Source organism: Gemmata sp. (assembly GCF_051859125.1).
Taxonomy (GTDB): Bacteria; Planctomycetota; Planctomycetia; order Gemmatales; family Gemmataceae; genus Gemmata.
The window spans coordinates 1-12,990 of sequence record NZ_JBHYGG010000297.1 but is presented as its reverse complement, the minus strand read 5'-3'; the positions used below and the strand labels follow the sequence as shown (position 1 = coordinate 12,990).

At 70.5% G+C, this 12,990-nt stretch carries 10 protein-coding genes; 4 read left to right on the top strand and 6 right to left on the bottom strand.

Features of this window, described 5'->3' with window-relative positions:
• Nucleotides 1-100 precede the first annotated feature (100 nt).
• Nucleotides 101-802, top strand: a complete 702-nt coding sequence (locus ACTIGN_RS31615; protein WP_439631485.1) for a hypothetical protein — start codon at nucleotides 101-103, stop codon at nucleotides 800-802.
• Nucleotides 803-951: 149 nt separating this feature from the next.
• Nucleotides 952-1,350, top strand: a complete 399-nt coding sequence (locus ACTIGN_RS31610; protein ID WP_439631483.1) for a hypothetical protein — start codon at nucleotides 952-954, stop codon at nucleotides 1,348-1,350.
• A 38-nt stretch (nucleotides 1,351-1,388) separates the two neighbouring features.
• Here the strand turns inward: ACTIGN_RS31610 and ACTIGN_RS31605 are convergent, their stop codons facing one another.
• The 4 genes from ACTIGN_RS31605 to ACTIGN_RS31590 form a co-directional block, all read right to left on the bottom strand.
• Nucleotides 1,389-1,823 (bottom strand): acyl-CoA thioesterase, encoded by a 435-nt coding sequence (locus tag ACTIGN_RS31605; protein WP_439631481.1) that lies wholly within the window; start codon nucleotides 1,821-1,823, stop codon nucleotides 1,389-1,391.
• A gap of 109 nt (nucleotides 1,824-1,932) precedes the next feature.
• Nucleotides 1,933-3,042, bottom strand: a complete 1,110-nt coding sequence (locus ACTIGN_RS31600) for an HD domain-containing protein (RefSeq protein WP_439631479.1) — start codon at nucleotides 3,040-3,042, stop codon at nucleotides 1,933-1,935.
• Between the two features lie 423 nt (nucleotides 3,043-3,465).
• A complete protein-coding gene (locus tag ACTIGN_RS31595) occupies nucleotides 3,466-5,052 on the bottom strand; it encodes a glycosyltransferase family 39 protein (RefSeq protein WP_439631477.1) in 1,587 nt (528 codons plus the stop codon).
• Between the two features lie 246 nt (nucleotides 5,053-5,298).
• Complete coding sequence (locus tag ACTIGN_RS31590; RefSeq protein ID WP_439631476.1) at nucleotides 5,299-7,071, bottom strand: YncE family protein; 1,773 nt, start codon at nucleotides 7,069-7,071, stop codon at nucleotides 5,299-5,301.
• 137 nt (nucleotides 7,072-7,208) lie between these two features.
• On the opposite strand from ACTIGN_RS31590, the gene gatB reads away from it, so the two are divergent.
• Nucleotides 7,209-8,723 (top strand): Asp-tRNA(Asn)/Glu-tRNA(Gln) amidotransferase subunit GatB, encoded by a 1,515-nt coding sequence (gatB, locus tag ACTIGN_RS31585; RefSeq protein WP_439631474.1) that lies wholly within the window; start codon nucleotides 7,209-7,211, stop codon nucleotides 8,721-8,723.
• Nucleotides 8,724-8,871: 148 nt separating this feature from the next.
• On the opposite strand, the gene ACTIGN_RS31580 is transcribed toward gatB, so the two are convergent.
• On the bottom strand, nucleotides 8,872-9,516 hold the full coding sequence (locus tag ACTIGN_RS31580; RefSeq protein WP_439631472.1) for a TIGR03000 domain-containing protein: 645 nt from the start codon (nucleotides 9,514-9,516) through the stop codon (nucleotides 8,872-8,874).
• 239 nt (nucleotides 9,517-9,755) lie between these two features.
• On the opposite strand from ACTIGN_RS31580, the gene ACTIGN_RS31575 reads away from it, so the two are divergent.
• Nucleotides 9,756-11,519: a sigma-70 family RNA polymerase sigma factor gene (locus tag ACTIGN_RS31575; protein WP_439631470.1), complete on the top strand. Its 1,764-nt coding sequence runs from the start codon at nucleotides 9,756-9,758 to the stop codon at nucleotides 11,517-11,519.
• 9 nt (nucleotides 11,520-11,528) lie between these two features.
• Here ACTIGN_RS31575 and ACTIGN_RS31570 read toward each other — a convergent pair whose 3' ends face one another.
• On the bottom strand, nucleotides 11,529-12,920 hold the full coding sequence (locus ACTIGN_RS31570; RefSeq protein WP_439631468.1) for a DUF1552 domain-containing protein: 1,392 nt from the start codon (nucleotides 12,918-12,920) through the stop codon (nucleotides 11,529-11,531).
• Nucleotides 12,921-12,990: the final 70 nt, after the last annotated feature.

Sequence of the window (12,990 nt, the reverse complement as noted above, 5' to 3'; positions counted from 1 at the left end):
GCCGGTTCCTCCGGATTGCCGGTCGAATTGACCCGGCATCGGGTCGCACCTATCATGAGCGAAGTTGTTCGGCCAACGATTGTCTGCGACGGGATGCACCGTGGGCACACCGTTCATCCTCGTCGTCTGCCTCGCCAACTTGTTCTGCCTCGCGCCGCTCTCGGTCTACCTCCTCTACCTCGCCGTTCTCGCGCGGCGCCCGCGGCCCACGCTCGTCTCCGGACCCTGGGACTTCGCGGCCCTCGCGGCCGGCCTGTCCGGGTTCGTCCTGTTCGGGGGCGGGCTGTTCCTGCACCTGGCCCAGTCCAACTTCCGGTACTGGGTGCGGGGGAACCTCGAAGCGTTCCGGGGCGCGTGGGCTTCGGAAAAGACGACGTGGCTGCTCCTCTCCCTCGCGTATGGGCTCGGCGTCGCACTCGCACTCGCGCTGACGCTCGCGGCGCGGCGGGTGTCGTTCAGCGTGTACAACGTCTCCGCCCCCGAGTTCGAAGCCGCGATCGGTGACGTGCTGGAGCAACTCAACCGCCCGGTCGAGCGGCGGGGTAACGTCTGGTCGGCCGCGGCGGGGCCGCTGTTTCAGGTCGACCACTTCGACGGCGGCCGGGCGGTGACGCTCCGGTGGCTGTCCGACGACCGGCCGCTGTTCCTCGACGTGGAGCGACTCACCCGCGAGGCGGTGCGGACCGCGGCCGCAGAGGAGAACCCCGCCGGCCCGTGGCTCATGGCGTTCGCGGGCGGGGCCGCGAGTTGGGCCGCCGGCAGCCTGGGGCTCCTGGTCGTCTACTTCTTTTCCCTGAGGTGACCCCCCTCAGGTCCCCACCGCCGCAACTCTTCCTCCAGATTGCCCACCCGACCGACCGATACATTCGACACACAACGGCGCGGCGGCCACCGCCGGCCCGTTGCGTGAGTACCGACCGATACCCACCCTCCTCACGCAAGGAACCGGACATGAGGAAGACCTTGATCGCCCTCGCCGCCGCGGCCGGGCTTGGTGTTTTCGCGGGCGCCGCCTCCGCCGATCCGGGCGGGTACGTCCCCCCGCAGCCGGGTGCCGGGGGCGGCGGCGGCGGGTTCACCCAGATGGGCGGCCCCGGCACGCTGCTCGGGGCGGGCGACGCGGCCGGCCGCGCCCCGGACCGGTACGGCTGGAACCCGGCGTTCAAGCGGTTCTTCCGCCTGGGCAACGGCGGGTGCAACGGGTGCGGGAGCGCGGGCGCGGGCTACGGCCAGGGCGGCCCGGCGTACAACCCGAACGCGGCTGCCCCGATGCAAGGGACGCTCGTGTTCCCGAACCACACGTTCGTCCGCAGCCCGCGCGACTACTTCATGATGGACCTGAACAAGTAATCACGCGACCGCGCCCACCCGTCGCGACGGGTGGGCGCTCACTTCTGCCCTTCCAACTCGCTGATCGCCCGCCGGATCGGCTCCGGGATCGGTGCCTTCGCCCCCGCGGTGTAGTCGTAGCTCACCACCAGCGCCTGCCCCTCCGCGGCGACGGCGTTGCACGTCGCGCTCACCAGTCGGTACTCGAACGTTAGGCGATCGGTCTGCACGTCGGTCGCTCGCACCCCCACGAACAGGTGGTCCGGGTAGCGCACGGGCTTGCGGTAGCGGGCCGACGTGCTGGCGATGATCGGCCCGAGGCCGGTCGCGACCTTCAACGCCATCCACCCGACGCGGTCGAGGTAGACGATCCGCGCGTTCTCGAAGTACCGGAAGTAGACGACGTTGTTGACGTGGTCGTAGGCGTCCATCTCGCCCCACGCCACGTCTTGCTCGACGACCACCGGGAACCGTGCCAGGTCGGGATGAGGCATGGGGAGTTTCGAGTTCAAGGTTCAAAGTTCAAAGTCTCAATTGTGCCGACCGGACGCCCGTGCCCCAACTCGAAACTTTGAACTCGAAACTCGAAACTTTCAACTCGCGCTACTTCCCCTTGTTGTCGCGCTCCAACTGCTTGAGGAACGCGAGCGCCTCGTCCACGGTCGGGACGGTCGCGCCGGGCACGCGGCCGGCGACGTCGAGGTCGCGGAGCAGCATCAGGTCGTCGAAGTCCGGGTGCTCCTCCAGGCGCTTGCGGGCGCGGGCCCCGAGCGTGCCGTTCTTGTACGCCTGCGCCTCCATGTGGTGCGCGATCAGCCACCCGGTCCGCTCGGTGACGAGCCCGTCGAGCGCCTGCACCGCCGCGGCGACGTGGTCGTACGGGTCGATCCCCTTCCCCACGTCGTGCAGCAGCGCCGCCAGGATGAACTCCTCGTCCCACGGTTGCGCGTCGCGGGCCAACTCGAACACCTGGAGCAGGTGGTACAGGACGTCCCCCTCGGGGTGCCACTTCGGGCTCTGCTTCACGTTCTCCAGCGGCAGGAGCAGCATGCGGTAGAGCTGGTACGGGTCGACGGCCTCCTCGCGCTCGGTCATCGCGTCGTCGAGGTTCACCTCGGGGTGCTCGCGGGCGATGAGTTCCTCCAGCTCGCGCGTGCTGGCCCGCTCGATCGCCTTGCCGGTGATCGAACTCTTGAACACGTAGTGGGCCAGGTCCTCGGCGTAGACCGTGAGCTCGAACTGGAACTCGGCGTGGACGTGGACGTGCGTGAAGACGCGGGCCTCGCCGTTCTTCTCGATGTGCTTCCGCTCCACGTCGTACTGCAGCCCCTCCTCGTCGAGCGCGCTCGTGACCGGGTCGAGGTGGTCGCTGAAGACGTGCAGGTCGACGTCGGAGCCCTTGCGGACGTGCCCGGTCATGACGCTGCCGATGAGCCGCGGGCGGAACCGGCACAGCACCCGCATGAGCCACAGGGCCGCGAGCCGCATGTCGCGGAGGTTGGTCGTGCGCCGCTCGCCCTCGTGGACGCGGGCGAACGCCTGCACCTGGTCGCGGATCTCGGCGTTGCTGGGGAGGTCGGTCGGCTTCACGAACCCGCGGCACAGGCGCGCGGCGGCCTTCCGCTTGGCGGTGAAGTACTCCGACTCGGTCCGCTCGTACATCAGTCGGGCGGCTTCGAACGCAATCGCGTGACGCAGCTTGGCGTCGGACATGTCAACGTGCGCCGGTGATTTTTACGAGCCTATCCGGTGCCGGCGCGAGGCTCAGTCACATAGTACCCCAGCGGGGGGAATCCGGAACCCAAAATCCGAACGAAACGCGGCCCACCGGGCGGCGAGGCTCGTCCTTGTGACCCACGTCACAAGCCGTTTCTCATTGTTTCGGCGCGGGTGCGCCACCCGTCCCCGATGAACATCAATTTCGCCAAATCAACCTAATTCTTGCGGACAAAATTCAATTAGATCAAACCGTGTCGTCCGAAATCGCGACACCGTAAGTTGTTGCGTCGGTGGATTCGTGAGATTCTTGTTCGGCCGCTCGGCTCGAAACTCCGGACCAACTCTGGCCCGCTCCGCTCTGGAGGGGGCGACGGCGATGCCGTGCGGTGCCGCACCGGTCGCGAAGGTCGAGCGCCGTCACTTCGGACTTCGTGCGCCGGATGTCGAACTTTCCCGTTGTGGCGGCACGAACGCCACGCCGGTGCGGGCGGGTGGGACGTTCGCCCGTGTGTGGTACGGCAGAACGATTACCGGTTGGCCGATGGCTCGCGGAAGGCGGAGGCGGAGTTCGGGCGGAACGGTGTCGCCGAGAAGCGCCGCGTCCCACAGCACCACGCCGCCGCGGGCGTTCAGGTCGGCGTCGTTGGTCCACGGCGTCGCCTTCGACTCGAACACGAGGTAGCCCATCGCGCCGCTGCTGTAGAGCACCGGGCGGTGCGGGGAGAAGCAGCACACGTTTCCGGCGGCCCACGCCTCGCCCGCGGCGATCGGGAACGGTTCCGGGTACTGCGCGTTCCACCGCTGGTTCACCTCGGCGGCGAGTTGCTTCCCGGGGTACTGCGGCCGGCTCGGGAGCTTGTCGACGTAGGGCCGCGACTCGACCTTGACCACCGCGACCGCCAGCATCGCGACCGCGACGAGGGCCGCTCGGCTCAGTGCCCGGGACAGGTTCAACTCCCGCGCCCCGCCGCCGACGTTCACCAGCACCCACACCCCCAGGAACGTCCACAGCGGCGAGCCCCAGATCTCGCGGATCTGGCACCCGGTGACGACCGACAGCGCGAGCAGGATCGCGATCGGCCCGAGTACCGCGGCGTGCAGGTAGCGGACCCGCGAGCGGTCTTCGGGGGTGACCGCGGCGAGCCGCTTCCCGACGGCCGGCCACAGGACCAGGAGCATCGGCAGCACGTGGTACGACTGACCCAGGACGAACGCGGTCGGGTTCCACACGCGGCTGTACCACCGCGGGTCGGCCGATCGCTCGGAGGCGTAGGTCAGCGTGATGAACTCGTTTTGCACGAGCCAGACGAGGTGCGGGGCGACCACCGCCGCGGCGACGGCCACAGCAACGTACGGCCCGGGGCGGCGCAAGTTGCGGCGGGCGTGCGGGTCGAACACGAGGTACGCGCCGAGCGGCGGCAGCAGCACGCCGAGCGTGTACTTGCAGAGGAGCGTGAGCCCGATGGCGAGGCCGGCGGCGGCCCACCACCGCGTCGAGGTCGTGCGGACCGCGTGGTAGCCGAACAGGATCACCGCCGCCCAGCCGAGGTCGAGCGCGACGTTGTTGCTCCACTCGGCCGGGTCGGCCGTGAAGTAGAGCGACCCTTCGAGGCACAGTGCCGCCAGCAGCGCCCGCGGCGGCGACACGAACTCCCGGGCGAGCTTCCACGCGGCCCAGAAGCACCCGCTCGCCGTGAGGTACGCGAGGAGGTACACGCCGACCACGTCGCCCGGCGAGAGCCGCGCGAACCCGGCCGCGAGCCACGCCGGCAGCGGCGGGTGCTTCGGGTAGCCCCACTGGAGCGAGTGCCCCCACGACAGCCACTCGACCAGGTCGAGCGGCGGGTTCGCCAGCGCGACCGCCGAGAGGCCCACCCACGCGACCGTTCGCACCGCGACCCACGCCCAGAAGACACGCGCGCACCAGCGGGCGTCGCCGACCGTGGGGCCGGGGGCCGCGGTGCCTGGCGCGCGAGCGATCGCAGGGCGGACGGACGAAAGCATGGCCGGTCCCGGGAGCGGTGACGGTCCGTGTCACCTCCGGTATCGACCTGACCTGGTAAAGAACTCGACGTGACCCCGTTGTCGCCCGCTGGAGACACGGCGTACGGGCCGGATAATCGGAAGGGTCGCCGGCCACCAACGAGCCAACGTGTCCACACGCTGGAGAGCCGAGCCGTTCGTCCGGCAGCAGTGCGACCACGACTTCGTGTCCGACACGCCAATCACGATCCGCCGGTTCCTCGACCCTCACGGCTTCCAGCGTGCGGCGGGATCGACCTCGGGTACTGGGCCGTCCCCGAGCCAGTAGGCCCGCCCACTGTGGAACAGGAGGCACTTTCCGTCCGGGCTCGGGTACACCACGTCCCCGATGACGACCCGTTCGGCTGTGGACGACCGCAGGTGCCCAAGTTCTCGGACGCGGCCGTTGGCCGCCTCTACCGCGTCCCAGACGAGGGCCCGGGGGTCCTTCCCCAACCCCGGGCCGGCAAACCCCCACTGATTCGGCCACACAGAACCGGACAGGTACAGCCGCCTGCCGTCGGGCGACAGCGTCAGCCCCGCCTGCGCCGGCGGGCGGTCCAGGTACCGCTCGGCCGGCTCCGGGTCGTTTAGGTTCAGGACCGCCACCCGGCCGGTGTCGTGGTGCGTGCTGGACCAAGTCACGTAGATGACCCGGGAGTCGTCGGTCACGACCATGCTGTGCGGGGACTTCGCGAGTTTGAACACCCGCCGCACCTGCCACGTCTCGGGGTCGAGTTCCGCCCCGACTAGCCCCTTGTTCCACGCTCCTACTTCGAAGTATGGGGCGACGACCAGCGACCGGCCGCCGGGTGAGAGGCACAGCTTCCGGTAATGGTTGTTGAGCGGCAGTTCCTTCACTTCGAGGGTCTTTGCGTCGAGCCGCACGGCGATCGCCCGGCCGCTCTCGCGACCCCATGCGAGCCAGTACGCGTGTCGCCCGTCCGGCGAGACGAGCGGCGGGGTGCAAAAGCGCGGTGCCGGCACCTCCTTGACCAAGACCGGGTCGGGATGGGGTGCGTGCGGCGGGCCAAGGTCGTAAACGAGCAGGAAGTGCGGGTTGGGTTCGTACCGCCCGAAGCCGGCGTACCTCAGGACGTAGAGCTGGTTGGCGGCGTCGTTGACCACGCACCCGTGAGATCTCTCAACTTTCACCTGGGCCTCGCGGCGGAACGACGGGTAGTGGTAGCGGAAGATGGGTCCGTCGTCGTACTTCGCAAAATTCGCGAGCCCATGCAGGTGAGCCACCGCGTGGTTCGGGTCGGCTTTCCAGCCCGGGTTCCAGTCGCCGCCTGGCGTCACCTCACGAAGGTAGACGGCACTTCGAGAGGGGGCGAACCCGGCTCCGAAGACAGGGAGGATCCAGGCGTGCGGTCGGAAATCTCCACCGCTCGGCGGGGTGACCGGCTTCCACCCGGGGGTCCGCGCTTCCGGCCCGCTGATCGAGTCGAAGAACCGCACAACCCGCCCATCGGCCGGGTCCAGGCCCGGCCCCGACACTGCGGCGACGACCACCGACGGGCCGCAGGCCACGCCGCGGATCACGTAGACCCTGCCCGTGTCCGTCGGCACAACGACCTGGACCGATCGGTAGCCGTTCGACACCGCGGGCGTCGCCGGTCCTGGCCGGCCGGCCGCGACGCGCTTGACCGCGGGTTCGACCGCACCCGCGGCGAGCTCGGCGTCGGAGTGGAAGTGGAACGACGACTCGTCAACGGTCGCGGCGCGGGCCGCGTAGGACAGCCCCGTGCCGGGGTCGTCGTAGCGGAGGACCGGGGGCGGGGCCGGACCCCAGCCCTCCTGCGCAAGAATGTCCAGACCGTCGTCCACTAACGGCTCGCCGGGGAACGTGATTGCCACGTCGGTGCCCGAGAAGAGGCACGGCTTCTCCTGCGGGCCGCCAGTTATGACGCGTGCGGCCCGCTGACAGCCGCCGGGCGCGGCTACTCCCAGCACGGTGAGAAGAACGAGCGCGGACCTGGCTCGGCGCGGGGCAAACATGGGAACTCCACTCACTGTGACGAGTCGCTGATTCTAACCACCGGGCGATTGCACGCCAAGCGCCATCCCTCCCTGTTGCACCCGACCCCACTACAATTCCTGCTGATCCATTCGTGCGCAGGGAGCGGGGAGTCGCGATGGCCGAGCCGTACAAGATCGTCGTCGGGCTGGAAGTTCACGTCCAGTTGCTCACCAAGACGAAGCTGTTCTGCGGGTGCCTGAACAAGTTCGGGCTCCCGCCGAACTCCGCGACGTGCCCCGTGTGCCTCGGGCTCCCCGGCGCGCTCCCGGTCATGAACGAGCACGCCTTCCGGCTCGCGCTGCGGGCGGCGCTCGCGCTCAACTGCCAGATCGCGTCGCACCCCGGCCAGACGCCCGGGTTCACGAAGTGGGACCGCAAGAACTACTACTACCCCGACCTGCCGAAGAACTTCCAGGTCTCGCAGTACGACCTCCCGTTCAGCCACGACGGGTGGCTCGAAATCAACGTCGCGAAGGACGCGAAGAAGGACTACACCGCCAAGCGCATCGGCATCATCCGTTCGCACCTCGAAGAGGACGCCGGCAAGAACCTGCACGACGAGTCCGGCAAGGGCCGCGACACGCTCGTCGACCTGAACCGCACCGGCACCCCGCTCCTCGAAATCGTGTCGCAGCCGGACATGAACACGCCCGAGGAGGCGATCGCGTACCTCGAAGAGATCCGCCTGCTGCTCCGCGAGATCGGCGTCTCCGACTGCGAGATGCAGGAGGGCTCGCTGCGGTGCGACGCGAACGTCAACATCCACGTCCCGAAGGCCGACGAGCCGAAGGGGTACGTCGCCACGCCGCTCGTCGAGGTCAAGAACCTCAACAGCTTCCGCGGCGTGGGCCGGGCGATCGCCTACGAGGCCGCCCGGCACTACGAGGAGTACCAGAGGGACACCGCCGGCACCTTCCGCTTCGGGAAGATGCTGAAGACGACCGCCGGGTGGGACGACGCGAGAGGCCGCACGCAGGTGCAGCGCCACAAGGAAGAGGCCGCCGACTACCGGTACTTCCCCGAGCCGGACCTCGTGCCGGTCGTCGTCACCGCCGAGCTCATCGAACTGGTGAAGGCCGAGACGGGCGAGTTGCCGTCGGCGCAGCGGACGCGGCTCCAGACGCAGTACGGGCTGAGCCCTTACGACGCGCAGGTGCTCACCGCGAAGGGCCGGCCGACGGTCGCGTACTTCGAGGCGGTCGCGAAGGCTGTCGGCGACGGCAAGGCGGCGGCGAACCGCATGAGCGACCTCGTGTACCCGCTGCTCACCACCCGCAAGGAAGAGATCGAGGCGTTCCCGGTCAGCGCCGCCGCATTCACCGACTTCCTGAAGAAGACCGAGAAGGTGCCCCAGGACCCGAAGCGCAAGGCGTTCGCGCACATGCTGGAGAAGGGCGTCGACGTCGAGACGGCCCTGGTGGACCTCGGCATCAAGACGGACTTCGACGAGGCCACGCTGCGGGCTTCGGCGGCGGCGGCGGTCGCCGCGAACCCGAAGGCCGTGGCCGACTTCAAGAAGGGCAAGGACGCGGCGAAGATGTCGATCGTCGGCGCGGTCATGAAGGCCAACAAGGGCGCGCCGAACGACGTCGTCCGGCGCCTGGTGGAAGAGGAACTGGCGAAGGTGTGAGAGCTGTCGTCTCTGGTGTCGCACCACGGCGGCGCTACGGTCGGCCGGGAATGGAAGACGCGGGCGGCGACCCCGTGGCCGCCACCCGCTCCGTTGTTCCGCCCCATCGTTGAGAGCCACCGGACCGAACCCCGGCGTCCGCTCGTCGTTAACGTGCCCCGACGGCGGTGACCACGCCGGGCCGCGGGTCCAGCGTCACGGTCGCCTTCTCCCCGGCGCGGACCACGACCCGCTCGGTGACGCGCTCGGTCTTCCCGTCGCGGACCACCTCGGCCGTCAGTTCGTAGGCGTAGTCGGTGCCGCGCTCCAGCGCCGGCGTGCTGAACGTCCGCACCGCACCGGTGCCGGTCGCGGGGGTGCCGTTGAAGCTCAGTTTCGCGTCCGCGGGGAGGTTCACCGTGACCGTGCCCTGGGCGCAGGTGCCGCTACCGCTGCCGCCGGTGCCGCCACTCCCCCCGGCGCCCGCGGTGCCCCCGCACGGGGTGCCGCGGTCGACCGGGGGCGGCGTCCACACGCCGTGGGTCATCGGGTACGGCCCGAGGTTGGCGTAGCTCGCGAACCCGCCGCCGGCCATCCAGTTCGCGTACGGCCCGTGGCTGTAGTTGTAGTTGGCGAACCACGGGTACTGCCACGCGTAGTAGTACGTGTTCGTGTACCACCCCGGCGGGCACATCGCGGGGAACGCCGCGGTCTGCGGCGTCGGCCCCTTGGGGATGTAGTCCCAGGCCAGCCCGCGCTGGCCGGCCCCGACCAGCCCGACGAACACCATGAGCACCAGGAGAAACTTTCGCACAGTATTCCCTCCCGCACCGTGATCGAACCCCTACTCCCGACTTTACCTTCGCACTCTTCCGGAGTAACCCGAATTGACCAAATCGCCCCGATTCGCACGCCCCGGGGGCGCGGTTGTTCGGGATGGGCCGAGGGCACCGCGGGGGTAGACCGGAGCGCCCAACGGACCGGCGGTCACTTTTCTTTTTCCGCCCGGGGCCGGGCGGGCATTACTCGGTGAACGAACCCCCGGAGGACCGCATGGCGCGTGGACCGCTCGGCAGCGTCGCCCGGTTGATCCGGCGGGGGGACGACTCCGCCGCGACCGACCGGCAGCTCCTGGAGGCGTTCGCCGCCGGGGACCGCGCGGCCGCGTTCGGCCGACTCGTGGACCGGCACGGGCCGATGGTCCGCGGCGTGTGCCGGCGGGTACTGGGCAACGCGACCGACGCCGACGACGCGTTCCAGGCGACGTTCCTCGTCCTCGCGCGGCAGGCGGCGGCCCGCGGGTGGCGCGAGTCGGTCGCGAACTACCTGTACGGGGTCGCGTACCGGACCGCGCTGCGGGCGAGGGTGCGGGCCGCGCGCCGCCGGCGCCACGAGGCCCGCACCCCGCCCCGGCCCGACACGCCGCCGGACGACCGCGTCAGCGTCGCGGAACTCCGGGGCGCGGTGGACGAGGAGTTGAACCGGCTGCCCGAAAAGCTGCGGCTGCCGGTCGTCCTGTGCTGCCTGCACGACCGCACGGTCGAGGAGGCGGCCGCGGCGCTCGGGCTCCCCGCAACGACCGTGAAGGGCCGACTCCAGCAGGGCCGCGACGCGCTCCGCGACCGCCTGGCGCGCCGCGGGTTCACGCTCGGGGTCGGCGTGGTCGCCGCGCTCGTCCCGGGGGCGGCCGCCGCGGTCCCGCTCGACCTCGCGACCGCCACCGTTCACCTGGCGACGGCCGGCACCCCGCCGGCGTCGGTCGCCGCTCTCACCGATCAGGAGTGCGCCATGCTGTTTTGGAAGAAGCTGAAACTCGCCGGGGTCGCGCTCGGCCTGCTCGCCGCGGCGGGGGGCGGGGTCGCCGCGGTCCTGGTGCCGCCGGCGGCCCCGGCGGTCCCGCCGGCCGTCCCCGTCGCGGCGCGTGCCCCGGTCCCCAAGGCGGCCCCGGCCCCGGAGCCGCCCGTGAAGGCGTCCGCCCCGGCCGAGAAGAACGGGCTGACCGTCGTGGTGCGGCCCACGAAGGTCGCGTTCGCGGCCGGCGAGCGGCCACTGTTCGAGGTCACCTTCACCAACACCTCGGGCACGGCGGTCCGGTTGCACGACGTGGACCTCGCGACCGACACCTGGGTGGTCGCGGCGGCGGAAGGGGCGGGCCGGTGGACGTCCGGGCCGTTCGCGTACGCGGCGCGGCCCGTCGGGCAGTCGTTCCGGCTCGACCCGGAAAAGGGGCCGCTGCGGGTCGAACTCGCGTACCCGAAGGCGGTCCGCGGGCCGTTCGTGTGGGCCGGGCGGCAGAGCGTCCCGCCGAAGCCGCTGGACGCACTCGCCCCCGGGAAGTACACGGCGGTCGTCAAGCTGTCGTTCCCCGCGATCAAGGACAACAACCCGGTCCCGCACTGGAGCGGCGAACTGGAGAGCAACCCGGTCGAGTTCACGGTCGCCGAGAAGGCGGTCGAGGTGCCGGCCCCGGTCGTCGTGACGGAGGACCCGAACGGCGGCCCGGCGGCGGTGAAGATCAAGGTCGGGGAGACGTTCGAGGTGCGGCTGGCGAGCACCAAGAAGTTGCACGGCTGGGAGGCGGGCCAAGTGCCCGCGGCGCTGGTCCCGGCCGACCCCGGCCGGCGGCCGCGGTTCGCCCCCGCCCCCGGCGCGCCCGACGAGAGCGTCGGGGCGTACCGGTTCGCGTACACGGCGACCGGCGAGGGGACGTTCCCGCTCGAGTTCCGGCTCCTCACCCCGAGCGGGCCGACCGTGACGCAGCGGGACGCGACCGGGCTGGTCCGGAAGTTCGCGGTCACGGTCGAGGTGGCGAAGTGACGCCCGCGGTCACCCGAGGCCCAGCGGCGCGGCGGCGTCGGCGAACCGCTTCACCGGCACGCCGGCCGCCTGGAGCATGGTGACGTACAGCCCGGCGAGCGGGGCCTTCTTGCAGTCGAGGTGCTCGCCCATCTTGAACTGCCCGCCGCCGTGGCCCGCGACGAGGTTCGCCAGGTCGGTGGACTCGTGCCACGTGCCCATGCCGCCGCCGAAGTGGACCAGCGCGTTGTCGAGCAGGGTCGAGCCGTCGGCCTCTTGCACCGCCTTCATCCGGCCCAGCAGGTACGCGACGTGGCCGATGCGGAGGCGGTCGACGGCGGCCATCCCGACCTGCCCGCCGGGGCCGCTGATCCCGTGCGTGTACCCGTGATAGGCGTCGTTGAGCTTCTCCTCCTTGTACACGTCGCCCATGTGCCCGAGGACGGCCGTGGCGACCCGCGTCTGGTCGGTCTGGAGGGCCAGCACGAGCACGTCGAGCATGAGGCGGACCCGGGGGCCGAAGTTGCCGGCGGCGGCCTGCGGGTTGCCGAGGTCGAGCGTCTGCCCGACGCCCGCGACCTTCGGCAGCGGCTTGACCCCGGCCGGAACGGTCGGCAGCGGGACGCCCTCCCACTTCCGCGCCTGGACCGCCCGCTCCTCGATCTCGCGGAGCTGCGTGAGGTACTCGTCGAGCCGCTCCCGGTCGGCGGCGCCGAGCGCCCCGTGCAGCGCCTTCGTCTCGGCGACGACCGCGTCGAGCACGCTCTTCTTCTGGAGGTAGCGGGTTTCGGCCTGCGCCTTCTCGGCCGCGGTCGGGCCGCTGAACAGCCGCTGGAACACGTCCCACGGGTTCCAGTCGCACGGGACCGGCGAGCCCGTCTCGGTGTAGTTGATGGTCATGTTCCGGTCGTGCGACAGCGCCAGCGACGGGATCCGCGTGTGCTGCCCGAGGTGCCGGGCCGCGACCCGGTCGACCGACACGCTGTTCCGGCTCGCGATCCCGGGCACGCGGAACAGGTCGGCCCCGGTCAGGTGGCACATCGGGTCCTGGCCGTGCCGCACGACGGTCCCGCGGGTGAACGCGCCCTGGTGGAACAGCCCGCTGAGGATCGACACGTCGGCCTTGAACGGCAGGAGCGGGTCGAGCGTCGCGAGCGGCTTCACCTCCGGGGCGATCTTCACGTTGTTCGACAGCATCGTGTCGGCGGGGAACTCCTTCGCGTCGGTCCAGTTCTTCCCGACGACCGCCGGCTTGAAGGCCGGCATGAACATGCCGCTGCCCGCGTACAGCCACACGAGCCGCACGGGCGGCTTGGCGGCCGCGGCGCGTGCGCCGGCGGGGACCATGCACTCCAGGAACGGGAGCGACACGACCGCCCCGAGGCCCCGAAGGGCGTGCCGCCGCGTGATGCGATTCCTCATCGTCGTCCCCTTCGGGAGGTGTGTTCGGTTCGGGCGTGCCTGGTCTTGAATCGTTCGCCTCACGCGGGGC